16 protein-coding genes are annotated in these 15,426 nt (G+C 63.5%); 11 read left to right on the top strand and 5 right to left on the bottom strand.

The window, feature by feature from the left end; genetic code table 11:
- Positions 1 to 182: 182 nt before the first annotated feature.
- On the bottom strand, positions 183 to 590 hold the full coding sequence (locus tag QRN52_RS15330) for a VOC family protein (RefSeq protein ID WP_284753768.1): 408 nt from the start codon (positions 588 to 590) through the stop codon (positions 183 to 185).
- 210 nt (positions 591 to 800) lie between these two features.
- Between QRN52_RS15330 and QRN52_RS15335 the strand changes: the two genes are divergently transcribed.
- Positions 801 to 1,121 carry a GYD domain-containing protein gene (locus QRN52_RS15335; protein WP_284753769.1) on the top strand — a complete coding sequence of 107 codons (321 nt, stop codon included), beginning with the start codon at positions 801 to 803 and terminating at the stop codon, positions 1,119 to 1,121.
- 135 nt (positions 1,122 to 1,256) lie between these two features.
- Here QRN52_RS15335 and paaZ read toward each other — a convergent pair whose 3' ends face one another.
- Both paaZ and QRN52_RS15345 read right to left on the bottom strand, forming a co-directional pair.
- Positions 1,257 to 3,359 carry a phenylacetic acid degradation bifunctional protein PaaZ gene (gene paaZ / locus QRN52_RS15340; protein ID WP_284753770.1) on the bottom strand — a complete coding sequence of 701 codons (2,103 nt, stop codon included), beginning with the start codon at positions 3,357 to 3,359 and terminating at the stop codon, positions 1,257 to 1,259.
- 256 nt (positions 3,360 to 3,615) lie between these two features.
- Positions 3,616 to 4,341, bottom strand: a complete 726-nt coding sequence (locus QRN52_RS15345) for a tyrosine-protein phosphatase (protein ID WP_284753771.1) — start codon at positions 4,339 to 4,341, stop codon at positions 3,616 to 3,618.
- Between the two features lie 232 nt (positions 4,342 to 4,573).
- On the opposite strand from QRN52_RS15345, the gene QRN52_RS15350 reads away from it, so the two are divergent.
- The 7 genes from QRN52_RS15350 to QRN52_RS15380 all read left to right on the top strand — a co-directional run bounded on the left by QRN52_RS15350 (position 4,574) and on the right by QRN52_RS15380 (position 11,863).
- Positions 4,574 to 5,587, top strand: a complete 1,014-nt coding sequence (locus QRN52_RS15350) for a LacI family DNA-binding transcriptional regulator (RefSeq protein WP_284753772.1) — start codon at positions 4,574 to 4,576, stop codon at positions 5,585 to 5,587.
- Positions 5,588 to 5,730: 143 nt separating this feature from the next.
- Positions 5,731 to 6,966 (top strand): sugar ABC transporter substrate-binding protein, encoded by a 1,236-nt coding sequence (locus QRN52_RS15355; protein ID WP_284753774.1) that lies wholly within the window; start codon positions 5,731 to 5,733, stop codon positions 6,964 to 6,966.
- Positions 6,967 to 6,976: 10 nt separating this feature from the next.
- Positions 6,977 to 7,987: a carbohydrate ABC transporter permease gene (locus QRN52_RS15360; RefSeq protein ID WP_284753776.1), complete on the top strand. Its 1,011-nt coding sequence runs from the start codon at positions 6,977 to 6,979 to the stop codon at positions 7,985 to 7,987.
- A 190-nt stretch (positions 7,988 to 8,177) separates the two neighbouring features.
- Positions 8,178 to 8,930, top strand: coding sequence for a carbohydrate ABC transporter permease (locus tag QRN52_RS15365; protein ID WP_284754176.1), 753 nt, complete (start codon positions 8,178 to 8,180; stop codon positions 8,928 to 8,930).
- A 31-nt stretch (positions 8,931 to 8,961) separates the two neighbouring features.
- The gene (locus QRN52_RS15370; protein ID WP_284753777.1) at positions 8,962 to 9,729 is read left to right on the top strand and encodes a ThuA domain-containing protein; all 768 of its coding nucleotides are present in this window, start codon (positions 8,962 to 8,964) and stop codon (positions 9,727 to 9,729) included.
- Positions 9,726 to 10,859 (top strand): Gfo/Idh/MocA family protein, encoded by a 1,134-nt coding sequence (locus tag QRN52_RS15375; RefSeq protein WP_284753778.1) that lies wholly within the window; start codon positions 9,726 to 9,728, stop codon positions 10,857 to 10,859. The genes QRN52_RS15370 and QRN52_RS15375 overlap by 4 nt, the downstream gene beginning before the upstream one ends.
- Positions 10,860 to 11,026: 167 nt before the next feature.
- On the top strand, positions 11,027 to 11,863 hold the full coding sequence (locus QRN52_RS15380) for an SGNH/GDSL hydrolase family protein (RefSeq protein WP_284753779.1): 837 nt from the start codon (positions 11,027 to 11,029) through the stop codon (positions 11,861 to 11,863).
- Between the two features lie 27 nt (positions 11,864 to 11,890).
- On the opposite strand, the gene QRN52_RS15385 is transcribed toward QRN52_RS15380, so the two are convergent.
- Positions 11,891 to 12,484 (bottom strand): GNAT family N-acetyltransferase, encoded by a 594-nt coding sequence (locus tag QRN52_RS15385; protein ID WP_284753780.1) that lies wholly within the window; start codon positions 12,482 to 12,484, stop codon positions 11,891 to 11,893.
- Positions 12,485 to 12,608: 124 nt separating this feature from the next.
- Here QRN52_RS15385 and QRN52_RS15390 point away from each other — a divergent pair, with 124 nt between their 5' ends.
- From QRN52_RS15390 to QRN52_RS15400, 3 genes are all read left to right on the top strand, one after another.
- A complete protein-coding gene (locus QRN52_RS15390; protein ID WP_284753781.1) occupies positions 12,609 to 13,025 on the top strand; it encodes a hypothetical protein in 417 nt (138 codons plus the stop codon).
- Positions 13,022 to 13,216 (top strand): helix-turn-helix transcriptional regulator, encoded by a 195-nt coding sequence (locus tag QRN52_RS15395; RefSeq protein ID WP_234758296.1) that lies wholly within the window; start codon positions 13,022 to 13,024, stop codon positions 13,214 to 13,216. The genes QRN52_RS15390 and QRN52_RS15395 overlap by 4 nt, the downstream gene beginning before the upstream one ends.
- A 255-nt stretch (positions 13,217 to 13,471) precedes the next feature.
- Positions 13,472 to 14,416 carry an endonuclease domain-containing protein gene (locus tag QRN52_RS15400; protein ID WP_284753783.1) on the top strand — a complete coding sequence of 315 codons (945 nt, stop codon included), beginning with the start codon at positions 13,472 to 13,474 and terminating at the stop codon, positions 14,414 to 14,416.
- 145 nt (positions 14,417 to 14,561) lie between these two features.
- Here QRN52_RS15400 and QRN52_RS15405 read toward each other — a convergent pair whose 3' ends face one another.
- Positions 14,562 to 15,425 carry a 3-hydroxyacyl-CoA dehydrogenase family protein gene (locus tag QRN52_RS15405; RefSeq protein WP_284753784.1) on the bottom strand — a complete coding sequence of 288 codons (864 nt, stop codon included), beginning with the start codon at positions 15,423 to 15,425 and terminating at the stop codon, positions 14,562 to 14,564.
- Between the last annotated feature and the right edge of the window lies 1 nt (position 15,426).

Genomic DNA, 15,426 nt, shown 5'->3' on the forward strand with positions numbered 1-15,426 from the left:
TCACCTACACGGCACCCTCCCCCGACGCCCGCTCACCTACACGGCACCCTCCCCCGACGCCCGCTCACCTACACGGCACCCTCCCCCAACGCCCGCTCACATATATGGCCAGATGACAGAACGCTCGCTCAATAAAAAGTGAGCGAGCGTTCTGCGTGGTGCTGTGAGTGCTTTTTAGCCAATCAGAGCTGGTATTCGGCTTGGATACCCAAGCTTTCATGGACGCAGAGGACGTTGTTTTCCGTGTCCATGAACCAGGCGCAACGATCGGCGTCAGTAGTACAAATGTGGTGTTCGGTCTTGAGATCGGGGAGGTCATAGTCCCGGAATTCGACGCCGCTCGCCTCCATTTCGTCGACTGTCCGCTCGATGTCACTGACTTCAAAGGAAAGGGCGGTGTGCGATGAGTGCATGCCGTCCTTGATGGGCATCAACTGCAGCATGGGGCCGCCTTCGATGCCAAACAAATCATTCCCATCCCACGTCATGCCGCGATGAGGAAGGCCGAGTTTCTCTGCGTAAAAGCTGCGGGCTCGGGCTATGTCATCGACGGGCAAGACGGTTGTGGCTGTCCTGAGTGCTAGGTTCATTTCGCCACCTCCTACGCAAAAAATCTTACGCCGGACGGGATCGGAAAGACCTTCTGGCCGAGCGTCCGCCTAGACCGTTGTCAGGGCGACAGCCTCGGCCTACTATGTGCACAGCCCCCTCGCAGGGGAACAACTCCGGGACCTTCCCTCAACGGGTGATGGGAGCACCTTAGGAGGCCCGAGTCCTGGACATCACGGGACGGGAAGACAATGACCAAATATCTATTCGAAGCAAACTACGTAGGCGACGGAATCAAGGGGCTGTTGCGCGAGGGTGGCACCAAGCGCCGCGATGCTGTGGTCGATGCACTCAAATCCGTAGACGGATCGCTCGAGAGTTTCTACTACGCTTTCGGGGAGACCGACGTCGTCGGAGTCTTCGAGATCCCGGACGCGGCTAGCGCCGCCGCCCTCTCACTCATGATCAATGCGACAGGCGCTGTGCGCCTGCATTTGAAGCCGCTCATGACGGTTGAGGATCTCGACGAAGCTGCCAAGAAGACCCCGACATACCGCGCCCCCGGGCAATAAAACGACCATCGGTCCGGAACGCTCCCCGGTTATGGGGAGCGTTCCGCGTGAGCGAGCGTCCGGCCAAACACCCACACAAGTGAGCGAGCGTCCGGCCAAACACCCACACAAGTGAGCGAGCGTCGGTAGGGGAGGCTATTTTTCCACGAGGGTCAGGACGTCGTAGGTGGCTACGATTTCGTCGTTCTGGTTCGTCAGCACGGCGTCCCAGGCTACTTCGCCGTATTCGTCGGTCTCGCGCGGGGTGATCTTCTTGGCCGTAAGCGTGACGCGGATCGAATCCCCCGCGGCCACGGGAGTGATGAAGCGCAGGTTCTCCAGGCCGTAGTTGGCCAGGACGGGGCCCGGGGCGGGCTCCACGAACAACCCCGCGGCCCAGCTGAGCAGGAGGTACCCGTGCGCCACGATTCCCGGGAAGAAGGGGTTGGCTTCGGCTGCTTCCTGGTTGGTGTGGGCGTAAAAGGTGTCGCCGGTGGAGTTGGCGAAGGCCGTGATGTCGTCCAGGGTGACCTGTCGCAGTTCGGAGCGAACGGCGTCGCCGATCCGCAGGGTAGCAAGCGACTTCCGGAACGGGTGCGTTCCTTCCGTCTCCACCGTGAAGTTGCGGTCCGCGCCGGTGTGCCAAACGCCGGTCACAGCAGTGAGCATGTTCGGCGAGCCCTGGATGGCGGTACGCTGCATGTGGTGCATGACGGAACGGATACCACCGAGTTCCTCGCCACCACCGGCCCGGCCCGGCCCACCGTGAACCAGGTGCGGGACGGGCGAACCATGCCCGGTTGACGAGCGGGCGTCCTCGCGGTTGAGCATCAGGACACGGCCGTGGTGCGCCGCGATTCCGGTCACCAATTCGCGGGCAACTGCAGGATCGTTGGTGCAGACGGAGGCCACCAGGGAGCCGCCACCGCGGGCGGCAAGGCGGACGGCGTCGTCAAGGTCCGCATACCCGATCACGGACGACACCGGACCGAACGCTTCGAGTGAGTGGACAGCTTCAGAGTCCACGTCAGCCCAGCTCAGGACGACCGGCGACATGAACGCGCCGCCCTCCACGACACCAACGGTGCCGTCGAGCGAGGTGACCGACGGCGAATCGAGCGTCCCGTACGCAAGCTCGCCACCGGCGTCGAGCATTGACTGCACCGCGGCGCGAACGTCGGCGAGCTGCTCGAGGGACGCAAGGGCGCCCATCGTGACGCCCTCAGCGCGGGGGTCGCCGACCACGACCCGCTCGTCCACGCGCGCGCCGATGGCGGAGACGACGTCGGACACCAGGGCCTGGGGCACGATAGTGCGGCGGATCGAGGTGCACTTCTGGCCGGCCTTGACGGTCATTTCGGTGACGACCGACTTAATGAAAGCGTCGAACTCAGGGGTGCCGGGCACGGCGTCGGGTCCGAGGATGGCGGCGTTGAGCGAGTCGGTTTCGGAGGTGAAGCGGACGCCGCCCTGGACCACGTTGACGTGGGACTTCAGCGAGTTGGCGGTGGAGGCGGAGCCGGTGAAGGCGAGAATGTCGCGGTAGTCGAGGTGGTCCAGCAGGGTGCGGGCGGATCCCGAGATGAGCTGCAGCGAGCCTTCCGGCAGAATGCCCGACTCAACGATTGCCTTGACCACGACGGCGGCAACGTAACCGGTGGGGGTGGCCGGCTTGACGATGGTGGGGACACCGGCGATGAATGCAGGCGCGAACTTCTCGAGCATGCCCCACACGGGGAAGTTGAAGGCGTTGATCTGAGCCGCGATGCCCGGGATGCGGGTGTAGATATGTTCGCCGGCGAAGGAACCGTCCCTGGACAGGACTTCCATGGGACCGTCCACCACAACCTGCGAGTTCGGCAATTCGCGGCGGCCCTTGGAACCGAAGGTGAAGAGCACGCCGATGCCGCCGTCGATGTCCACCATCGAGTCGATCTTGGTGGCGCCGGTCTTGAAGGAGGAAGTGTAGAACTCCTCGCGGCGGCCGTTGAGGTACTGGGCCAGTTCCTTGAGCTTGAGGGCGCGCTGGTGGAAGGTGAGCTTGCCGAGCTCGCGCTGGCCCACCGTGCGGCCGTAGTTCACGACGCCGGCAAGGTCCAGTCCGTCGGTGTTGACCGTTGCGAGGATCTCGCCTGTGCTGGCGTCACGGACAGGCACGCCCGCGGAGGCGTCGGCGCTGGGGGTCCACCACTCGCCCTGGACGAAACTGGGCACGGTTTCAACGGTTGTGGCTTCCGGAGCGACTGCGGTACTGGTCATCGTCGACGGGTCCTTCCAAGGCACGGGCACGATATGGACTGAACGGCCGCAAATTACTGACCGGCCGTTCGGTAATATAGACAGAATACATGAGAGCCCCGATCTGCACACTAGATGGCGCTTGGAGCTGCGCCCTTCCTGACCTTCTTTGACGTGTCCTAGCGCCCGAAAGTTACGACTCGCCGTGTCGTAAGCGCTTTCCGAGTTCAAAGAAGGTCACGACGGCGCGTGGTCGTCCCTGTTTCTGCCGTACCTTCTACCGCGCCGGAGCGTTGAGCTTCGCGCGGATGGCTGCGATTTCGGCCTCGGAGACCCCGTTCGCTCCCAGGAAGGCAAGCGTGTCCAGGGAGTGCGCGAATTCCAAGAGGCTCACGCTGCGTTCGGCCAGCATGGCCTCCAGTGCGTCTTCCTCGAGAAAGGGATCGTGGGCGTGCGGGGCGCGATGGTGGCGATGGCGCTCATTGATTCCTCGCATTCCCTGCTGGTAACCCCGAACGATTTCCTCGTCGTTGGCTCCTGCCAGGTTCTGCAGCATCACGGCGATGATCCCACTACGGTCGCGCCCGGCCGCGCAGTGCACCACCACCCCGCCGGGTGCCGCGGCGATGGCTTTGAAAACCGCGGCGAGCTTGTCCGGGAAGAGCCGCACATAGTCGGCGTAGTGTGCAGGGTCCTTCAGGTACGGCCCAAAGCGCGCGGTGAACTCTTTGTCATCCGGGTCCTCAGTGGGGCAATGGACGATGTCGAAGCGTGAAGTCGCCTCCGCGGAAACCTCGGGATCGACCTCCCTCGGCTGCTGCTCGCGAAGGGTCCGCAAGTCGATCACGGTGCGGATGCCGGCGTCGTACATTTGCCGCCAGCCGGCGTCGGTGAGCCATTCCCGCCGACCCATCCGATACACGCCCCCGGCGATGTGCCAGGCGTTCACCGCACCGTCCCAATGGACGCCCCGCTGCTTGGCGGCGGTTGAGATCCCATCCATACCGGACAGCTAACCACACGGCGCCATATGTGAGCGAGGGATTCCGAGAAGGCCCAGATATGTGAGCGAGGGTTGGGAAGAAAGACGGGAGTTGGGTCTTGCGTGCTTTACGTGACCCATGTCATACTTTTCTTCGATACGCATCGACGATGCGTATCGACGATACGTATCGACGACACACAGAACCACACATCAGATCAAGACCACTGGACCCGGCAAGGAGGCCTGGATCGTGCCCACTAGCAAGGATGTCGCCCAGGCTGCCGGCGTAGCCCAAAGCACCGTTTCGTATGTGCTCAGCGGCAAGCGGCCCATTTCCGAGAAGACCCGGAAAAAGGTCGAGGCCGCCATAGAGCAGTTGACATACCAGCCCAATGCAGGCGCCAGGGCCTTGGCAAGCCGCAAAACCCGGGTCATCGGCCTAGTTATTCCGTTCATCCCGGAGCTGGAAATGGGATCGATCATGGAATTCGTCTCGGTCATTGCCAGCACCGCCCGGCAATTCGACCACGACATTCTCCTCGTCACCGACGACGAAGGGGCCGCCGGACTGCGCCGCGTCGTCGGGCAGCAAATCTGCGACGGCCTGATCCTCATGCAGGTTGAGGACGAGGACGAGCGCCTCCCTGTGGCCCGCAGCCTGCACGTCCCCGTGGTGCTCATCGGTATCCCCCGCGATCCGTCCGGGCTGGTCTGCATCGACGCCGACTTCGAAATGGCCGGGGAGCACTGCGTCCGGGATCTTGCGGCCGCAGGCCACTCTGTAATTTCCGTCATTGATTGGCAGCCCGCCGTGATGGACCGGCATGTGAACTACGTCGACCGGTTCTTGCACGGCACGGATGTCGCGGCCAAAGCCCTAGGCGTAACCGTGCTCCATCTTCCCGGCGGGACGGACCGCGCCACCATTTCCGAATCGGTGGACAAGGCCCTCGCCAGCACCACCGGCAACCCTGCCTTCATCGTGCCGGATCGCACCATCCAGGACATTCTGCGCCGCGACTTGAGCGGTCGTGGCCTGACCCTGGGACTGGACGTTTCAGTAATCGGCAGCGCCTCCCCCACGCTTGCCGAGCTCCAACCCATTCCGCTTTCCACCATCGATCTGCGCCCGGCGGAAGTATCTCGCCGGGCCGTCAAAATCATGTGCCAGCTCCTCGAATCCGACTCCCAGGGACCACACGAATCCCTGGAGTTGGTGCCCACGGTCATCACGCACCGTTCCAGCACGCTCCGCCCACAGTGAATCGCCACCCCTGATCCACCGGGCCTGCTCCTTCGTTTCACGACCCCCCTTTCGTTTCACCATCGTCGATACGCATCGATAATTCGATTCGCTTCCCCTCAACAAACGCACCATTCCCTTTCCCACCAACAAAGGAACAGACAATGAAGTCAGCTATCAGGACACGCCGCCCGCTCGCCCTGGCCGTGGCAGCCTTGGTCGGACTCCCGCTCGCCATCACGGGCTGCGGTACCACTTCCTCCGCCTCCTCCACGGATGCCGTGAAGGAAATCTCCGTGATGGATTACTACAACAATGAGCCGGACAAGTCCTTCATCGGCGACGCCCTGACGGCTTGCGGCATCAAGGCCGGCGTGACGATCAAGCGCGAGACCGTGCCGGGCAAGTCGTTGGTCTCCAAGGTGCTCCAGCAGTCCTCTTCGAAGACGCTGCCGGATGTACTCATGCTCGACAACCCGGATCTGCAACAGATTGCCGCCACCGGAGCGCTCGCTCCGCTGTCCGATTTCAACATCAGCACCACCGATTTCGCGCCCGGCGTCCTGAGCGCCGGCACCTACAAGGACAAGGTGTACGGGCTCGCCCCCACCGTGAACACGATCGCGCTCTTCTACAACAAGGACATTCTGGCCAAGGCCGGAGTCACCCCGCCCACCACCTGGGATGAGCTGAAGACTGCGGCCACCAAGCTCACGTCGGGCGAGCAGTATGGCCTGGCTTTCAACGCCAACCCCACCTATGAGGGCACGTGGCAGTTCCTCCCTGTCATGTGGTCCAACGGTGGCGACGAGAAGAACATCGACACCCCCGAGACCGCCCAGGCCCTCCAGCTCTGGACGGACCTCGTCAAGGACGGGTCCGTGTCCTCTTCAGCCCTGAACTGGACACAAGCAGACGTCAAGGACCAGTTCATGGCAGGCAAGGCAGCCATGATGGTCAACGGCCCCTGGCAGATTCCGGCGCTCGATAAGAACGCCGCGCTGCACTACGGCGTCGTAAAGATTCCGGTCCGTGACGCCAGCCAGACAGCCGTCGCCCCGCTTGGCGGCGAAGTGTGGACCGTTCCGCAGACAGGCAACAAAGCCCGCCAGGCCAAGGCCGCGGAAGTGGTGGCCTGCATGAACAGCGACGAAAACCAGCTGGCCTTGGCCAAGGTTCGCAACACCATCCCCTCCAAGACTTCGCTGGCCGCGAAGTTCGCCGCCGACAACCCCAAGCTCTCCACCTTCACCGATCTCATCAAGACCGCCCGTGCCCGCACCGGCGAACTCGGAGAAGGATGGCCGGCACAAGCGACCAAAATCTACACCGCTATCCAGACCGCACTGACGGGCAAGGCCTCCCCGGCCGACGCCCTCAAGCAAGCCCAAGGACAGTAAGCGGCTGGACATGTCCCTCACAACAGATTCGTCGCAAGCCAACCAGCAGGCCAGGTCGCGCGCCAACCAGCGGGCCAAACCCGGGTCAGACAGCGTCCGTGCCCGGGAGGAAAGCCCGTCCCCCCGCCGGCGCAGCCGCAAACGCCGCGAGCGTCTCTTCCAATGGCTGTTCCTGGTTCCTGCCGTGATCTACATGGCGCTGTTCTTCGGCTACCCCGTGGTCAAGAACATCGTGATGAGCTTCCAGGACTACACCACGGCCACGTTCTTCACGGGCGAGGCCCCCTGGGTGGGGTTGGCGAACTACGCGAAGGTGCTGTCGTCGTCGTTGTTTTCAACGTCTTTGGTGAACACCGCGCTGTTCACGCTGGGATCCATCCTGGGGCAGTTCGTGATCGGGCTGGCGCTGGCGATCTTCTTCCAGCGCAAGTTCCCGCTCAACGGAATCCTGCGTTCGTTGCTCCTGCTCCCCTGGTTGCTTCCGCTCATCGTGTCCAGCGCGGTGTGGAGATGGATCCTGGACAAGGACAGCGGAGCGTTGAACCGCTTCCTCGGCGAATTGCACATCGTGAACACGGGCGTTCCATGGCTCACCAGCACCTCGCTGGCGCTGATCGCGGTAGTTGGCGTGAACATCTGGATCGGCATCCCGTTCAACCTGACCATCCTCTACGGCGGCCTCCAAGAAATCCCGGATGAGCTCTATGAAGCCGGTTCCCTAGATGGCGCCACCGGCTGGAAGGCGTTCCGGCACATCACCTGGCCGATGCTGCGTCCGGTGGTGAGCGTGGTCCTGGTGCTCGGCGTCGTCTACACCCTGAAGGTGCTGGACATCATCCTGGGCCTGACCAACGGTGGCCCGGCGAATTCGACCCAGACCATCGCCACGCAGTCCTACGATCTGTCCTTCCACGAGTTCAAATTCGGCGAGGGCGCCGCGCTGGGAAACGTCCTGGTGGTCATTTCCCTCGTCTTCGCTGTCCTGTACTTGCGGGCCAGCCGGCGGTCCGTCGATGAGTGAGGAAACCATGACGACGACGAAAATCACCATCCGCCGCTCGGCGCCGGCGAGCGCCCGGAAAGGAGGCGCCCCGAAAGGAGGCGCCCGGAAAGGGAATGCCCGAAAAGGCGCGGGACCGGAGCGCTCCGGTTCCGGACCCGAGCACAAAAAGTGGGGCTACACCGTCCTGGCCATCTTTTTCCTGGCCATCATGCTGTTCCCGGTCTACTGGATGATCAACGCTTCGTTGCAGCCCAACGGCACCACGCTGGAAACTTCATGGCTGCCGCTCAAGCCGGACTTCACCGGCTACGCCACGGCCATCAGCGAACAGGGCGGGAACCTGGCCACCAGCCTGGTGATCTCGCTGGGCAGCGTTGTACTCAGCCTGGCCATCGCCGCGCCGGCGGCCTATGCCTTGGCCTATTTCAAGGTCAAAGGCGCCGGCGTGGTCCTCTTCGCGATCCTGATCAGCCAGATGATTCCGGGAATCGTCGTGGCCAACGCGCTGTACACGGCCTACAACGATCTTGGCCTGCTCAATTCGATCCCGGGCCTGATCCTGGCCGACTCCGCGCACGGCATACCTTTCGCGATCCTCATCATCCGGGCCTTCATGAACGGCATGCCGACGTCGGTCATCGAGGCGGCGCGCGTGGATGGCGCCGGGCATGTGAGGGCGTTTTGGTCCATCGTGGTGCCACTGAGCAGGAACTCGCTCATCACCGCGGGGCTGTTCACTTTCCTGTTCACCTGGAGCGACTTCCTGTTCGCCCTGACCCTGACCACCACCGAGGCCGTGCGCCCCGTGACCCTGGGAATTTTCCAGTACATCGGCGCCTATGTGAACGACTGGAGCTCGGTCATGGCGACGGCGGTCCTCGCCTCCATCCCTGCCATCATCCTGCTGGTCGCGGCGCAGAAGTACATCGCGGCGGGAACCACTGGCGGCGCGGTCAAGTAGACCGCCCTTCAACATCAACAAAGGAGAAGCCATGACTGAATCAATCCGCGTCACCGTGTGGAGCGAAAACCGGCACGAAAAGCGCGACGAACTGGTGGCCCGCGTCTACCCGGAGGGCATGCACGGGGCCGTGAAGTCCGGCATCGAGGAGAACCTCGGCGACAAGGCCAGCGTCCGCACCGCCACCCTCGACGAGCCGGAGCACGGCCTCACCGAGGAAGTCCTCGCCAACACGGACGTCCTCACGTGGTGGGGGCACATGTCCCACGGTGATGTCGACGACGAGATTGTCGAGCGCGTGCACCGCCACGTCCTGTCCGGGATGGGCCTGATCGTCCTGCACTCCGGGCACTGGTCCAAGATCTTCACCAAGCTCATGGGCACCTCGTGCACGTTGCGCTGGCGCAGTGAGCAGGACCGCGAACTGGTCTGGACCGTGGACCCCACCCACCCCATCGCGAAGGGCGTGCCGCACCCCATTGTGATCGATCAGCAGGAAATGTACGGCGAATTCTTCGACATCCCCACTCCCGAGGAACTCGTGTTCATCAGTTCCTTCAGCGGCGGCGAAGTCTTCCGCTCGGGCTGCACCTTCCGCCGCGGCCACGGCAAGATCTTCTTCTTCAGCCCTGGCGACCAGGACTACCCGGTCTACCACCACAAGGACGTCCGCAGGGTCATCTCCAACGCCGTCGAATGGGCAGTCACCGATCGGCCGGAGCGCGCCTACCCCGAACTGCTGCGCTATGAGACCAACGATTTCTTCAACGGCAAGAGCTACCAGGGAGCCAACGCATGAGTACCCGTTTCGCCACCCTTCCCGACGACGGCACTCCCCTTCGCGTCGTCGTCGTCGGCGCCGGGGGGATGGGCCGCGCGTGGCTCCGGACGGTCCAGGAGTCGCCGCTCGTGGAGCTCGCGGGCATCGTCGACCTGGACCTGGACGCCGCCCGCGCCGGAGCGGCGGCGATCGGGCGTCGCGATCTGCCGGTGGGCTCCGGGACCGCACAGCTGGCGTCCGACGTCGGCGCCCAAGCAGTCATCAACGTCACCGTTCCGGTGGCGCACCATCCGGTGACCACCGAGGCGCTGGCGGCGGGGCTCCCGGTGCTGGGCGAAAAGCCCGTGGCCTCGACGGTAGCCCAGGGGCTCTCGCTTGCGGCGGCGTCGGAGCTGAGCGGCCAACTGTTCATGGTCAGCCAGTCGCGCCGGTACAACAGGCAGCTTTTCGAGGCCAAACGCCTCGCCGCTTCTTTAGGCAGCGTGGGCATTGTCTCCGCCGAGTTCTTCAAGGGCCCGCATTTCGGGGGTTTCCGGGATGCGATGGACCACCCACTGCTCCTGGACATGGCCATCCATCAGTTCGACATGGCCCGATTCCTGCTCGACGCGGATCCTGTCTCGGTGTTCTGCGAGGAGTACAACCCGTCCTGGAGCTGGTACCGCGGCGATGCGGGGGCCACCGCCATCTTCGAAATGACCGGCGGGGAGCGCTTCGTGTTCACCGGAAGCTGGTGCAGCCCGGGCCAGGAGACCTCCTGGAACGCCGCGTGGCGGATCAGCGGCGAACACGGGACTGTCCTGTGGGACGGCGACAACGATCCTGAGTCCTCGCTGCCTCTTCCGTCCGGAGCCGGTTCGGAGGATCCGGGCCAGGAGATCGCCGGTTCATTGCGTGACTTCGTGGTGGCCCTGCGTACCGGGAATACTCCCATGGGGCAGGTCCACCAGAACATCATGAGCCTGGCCATGGTGGAAGCGGCCATCCTCAGCGCTTCTACCGGCACCCGCGTTTCCGTTGATACGCTGCTTGAGGAATCCTACGCACAGGCCGTCCTGACCGAACGCGACCCGGACGTGCTGGAGGTCCTCAAGTCCTGGACCTCGGTCCGCAGCGCCCTGGCCCCTCCCGCCCACCAACCCAACTGACTGACAGTTGTTGTCGTTTTGAAGGCTCAGAACGACAACAACTGTCAGCTAGTTTGGTTTTCGTAGTCGTGCGCGCGCAGCTCGCGTAGTCTGGCCGCAAGACTGCCGGGCTGGGGTAGCCCGCGCCGCCAAGCGGCACCGCAGATCGAGACGAGGGGATATCAATCATGCAACCAGCGAATTCGCGACGCCGGTTTGGCCGCCTGGCGGGCGCCGTCGCCGCCGTCGTACTCCTGGCAGGGCTCGGAACTGGACCGGCACAGGCGAACCCGACCGATGTCTATGTAGCACTGGGCGATTCCTATGCCGCCGGGACGGGCGGCAGCAGTCCGGCTCCGGGCTCATTGCCGGGCTGCCATCAGAGCCTGGACAGCTACGCGGCCCTCTTGAACGGGCTGAACCTGGGCTGCTTCGGCGCCACGTCGCTTGCCGTCAAGGCAGGTCTGGACAATCTGTCGCCAGCCGACCCTGTTGCGATCGTCCTGGGGTCCGCTACTGAAGTCTCGGTCACTGTTGGCGGCAACGACGTCGGCACGGGAGCCGTGGCGGTGGCCTGCACCAGCGCCGATGCCCTCGCGTGCGCTTCGGCCGTGCAGGGCGTGGCGAATGCGCTGCCCGCGCTACCTGGCAACATCGTGGCCATGGTCCAGTCCATCCGGCAGAAGGCACCCCACGCCGAGATCGTGCTGACCGGCTACCCGCGCTTGTTCACTATCGGCCCCAAGATGCCTCCCGCGCAGAAAGAGCTGGCCACCACTCTGAACGGAATGGCTGACCAATTGAATGCGACAATCGCCGGCGCCGCTTCCGCCGCGGATGTGGGCTACGTAAGCGTGACGGAGCGGTTCATCGGGCACGGCATCGGTTCCAACAATCCGTGGATCCACTACACCCAGCCATCACCCCTGGATCCGCCTCAGCTCGCGTTGGAAAACTTCCATCCCAACGACGCCGGCTACTCCCAGGGCTACCGTACGGCGGTCAATAGCGCACTCAAGAAGTAACCGCCCCCAGGCGCGGCCGGAGCGCGCTCAGGACCGCTTCGCGAGCCTGAACTCAAGGCCTGTGCGGACAGCCGGCCACTCGTGTTCGAGGATGGAAAACACCACGGTGTCGCGGAGCACCCCGTCCAAAGTCCGCGAGTGGTTACGGAGGACGCCGTCCTGCTTGGCACCCAACCGAGCGATGGCCTCGCGGGACTGGTGGTTGAGCCAATGCGTGCGGAATTCGACGGCGGGGCAGCCGAGGGTCTCGAAAGCGTGGCGAAGCAGCAGCAGCTTGGAATCCGGGTTACTGCCGCTGCCGTGCGCCGAGGCTGCGTTCCACGTGGAACCTATCTCGACGCGCGGGGTGGCGGCGTCGATGTTCATGTATGTGGTCATGCCAATGAGCTTGCCGTTCGCCTTCAACCGGGTAGCGAACGGCAGCATGGATCCTTGCTCCTGCAGCCCGAGCCGGCGGTCGATCTCCGCGGCCATGCCCTCCGGCGTCGGTACCGAGGTGTACCAAAGATTCCACAGCTCGCCGTCTTTGGCGGCATCTACCAGGCCGTCGTGGTGCTCGGCGCTAAGGGGCTCCAGGGTTACGAAGCGGCCATCCAGGGTCACGGGTGCAATGAGAGTCACGTGGTTAGCCTAACCGGAGGCAGGCCCAAGCGGTTTCCAGTCGCTGATCGGGCCAGGGGCCAGGCCTCGCAGACGCACCGCAGTTCCCTTGCAAAAGCGGAATGTAAAGTGTACTTTACATTCCATGGAGAGTTCCCCTTTGGCCCTGAAATACCTTGCCATTGTTGGCGTTGCTCTTGCGCTCATCGCCGTACTGGCCGCATGGAGCGCTGCCGTTCAGGACGGACCATGGAATGGAGTCCCCCGGGTATTGATGGTTTGCGTTGTAGTACTCACAGGCCCCGCAGTGATGGTCATCAAGAAACAGGACGCGAGGATGGTCCGTTCGGATTCCGCGGAGGGGATCGAGAGTGAAGTGGCACTCAAAGCCTCTTCGGCTGCCTTCTACGACGCCCTCGTTCTCATCACCGCCCTTGGGGCGTCCTATCTAATTTTTGGCAACTATGCGCACCCGGCATTTATGACGCTTGTCCTTTTGGCGACGCTGATCGTGATGTATTTCGTCCGGCACGCAGTCATCTTGAAGAAGCTCGCTCGATGAAGAACCGGGTAGCCGAACTTCGGTCCTCAAAGAATCTTTCGCAGGAAGAACTTGCCCAGGCCGTCGGCATCTCACGGCAATCGGTGATCGCGATCGAAAAGGGGAGGTTCAATCCGAGCCTTCCCTTGGGTCTGCGCCTGGGCAAGTTCTTCGAGGTCAGCGTCGAAGACATTTTTGAGCTAGACGACTAGACGCAGGAGCTGTACAGGGTACTGACATGCATCTTCAGTTGACGGTTGTTCGTGCATTTTCCCTTATTTGCAACCGCCGTTGTTGCCGCGCCAACAATGGGCGAGACACCTAGGCAGCCTTACCGACCCAACTAGCTCGCATTTGTTGTCGTTTTGGGGGCTGTAAACGACAACAACTGCGAGTCAGTTGGGGTGTCGGGGCAATTGCCTGTGGATAACTCAAAAAGGCGTTCCAGGATTTGCAACGATAAGGCGATGAGGACCCCGCAACCCTTGCCGGCGCTGCTGGCGTGCGCCCCGTTCACCTTTCAAGAAGCGGTCGACGCCGGCGTGAGCCTCCGGCGGTTGCGGCACCGATCGCTCCCCTCGCCAAGCCGCGGCATCAGGATTCCGGATCGCGCATTGGTCCAGGGGCAGCCCAGGGACGTCCGTTTCGTCCGGCCTTTCACTGCGGTGACCGAGTTCTCGGCTGCCTCGCACGCCACAGCCTTCACCCTTTGGTCGTTCCCGGGGTTCCTGCCAGGCAGCGATGATCCGCGCATCCACATTTCGCGTCCGGACACCATGGCCATTCCTCGACGAACCGGGGTGGTTGGGCATGTGGGGCAGTTCTTCGACGACGAAATCACCAGTCTTGACGGTCTCTTGATCACCACCCGCACCCGGACGTGGCTTGATGTGTCCCGGAAGATGAGTGTGGATGAACTGACGGTCGTGGCCGACTATTTGGTGCGGATCCCTCGGCCGGAGTTTGAGGGCAGGGCAGAGCCGTACGCAACATTGGAACAACTGGCCGACATGCTGGACCGGCACAAAGGCACGCCTGGCATCCGGAAGGCACGCCTGGCCCTCGAACAGGCACGGATCGGCTCGGACTCGGCACCCGAAACCCGGCTCCGGCTGGCCCTCGAAAACGCCGGACTGCCCGAACCGCAACTGAACGTGGCCGCTGAGCTAGGCGCCGGCGTCGTACGTCAACCGGACCTGGCCTACCCGGAACACCGTGTGGCGGTCGAATACGACGGCGAGCCGCATTCCGAGCCGGCCCAGATAGTCCGGGACATCGCCCGCGAAGAGGATTTCGCCCGTGCCGGCTGGCACTTGGTGAGGATCTCCAAACGGCACATGGAGAACGACGCACGGTCCGCCGTCGCGAAAGTCCGTGCCGTGCTCCTCGACCGAGGCTGGACCCCCAAGTAGCAGTTCGACGCCCAAGTAGCTCGCAGTTGTTGTCGTTATCGAGCCTCAAAACGACAACAACTGCGTGGGCCCACGCCGCCAGGGTTCCCTGGCCGAGCTTGCGACGCGAGGGGGCGGTGGGGACTAGTTGGGTGGCCCGAAAAAGCTAGTCAGTCCAGTCGAAGAAACCCTTGCCGGTCTTGCGGCCCAGCTCGCCGCGGGCAACCTTGTCGCGCAGGATCTGCGGCGGGGCGAATCGCTCCCCCAGCGTCGAATGCAGGTACTCGGCGATGCCCAGGCGCACATCCAGGCCCACGATGTCGGTGGTGCGAAGCGGTCCCGTGGGGTGCTTGTAGCCGAGCACCATGGCGGCGTCGATGTCCTCCGCGGAGGCCACGCCTTCTTCAACCATGCGCATCGCCTCGAGTGCGATCGCCACGCCCAGCCGCGAGGAGGCAAAGCCGGGCGCGTCATTGACGACGACGGCGGTCTTGCCGAGTGCCTCGGTCCAGCTTTTCGCCGTGGCGGCGAGTTCCGGCGACGTCTCCTTGGCCAGAACCACCTCGATGAGCGTGGAAGCCGGGACCGGGTTGAAGAAATGCAGGCCCACGAAGTTGGCAGGCCTCCGGAGCTGAGAGGCGAGGCCTGTGACGGAGAGCGACGAGGTGTTGGAGGCCAGGAAGGCGTCGGCGGAGAGGTGCTCCTCCACCGCTTTGAGGGCAGCAACCTTGAGCTCGTAATCTTCGGGCACGGCTTCGACCACGAGCCCGCAATGGACGAAAGAGTCATAGTCGGTGGAGGTGCTGAACCGGGACAAGGCCTGTTCGGCGGTTTCAGTCAGGGTGCCGCGGGCAGCGGACTTGGCCACGGCCTCGGCAACGCGGCCTTGCGCACCGGCGGCGGAGTCGTGGTCGCGCTCGACGACGATCACGGTGGCGCCCTTGATCAGGAAAGCATGGGCGATACCCGCACCCATGCGGCCACCGCCGAGGACACCGACGACATGCGGGATGGCGGGCGTTGCTGTCATT

The sequence above is a fragment of the Arthrobacter sp. efr-133-R2A-120 genome (assembly GCF_030209835.1).
GTDB lineage: Bacteria > Actinomycetota > Actinomycetes > Actinomycetales > Micrococcaceae > Arthrobacter.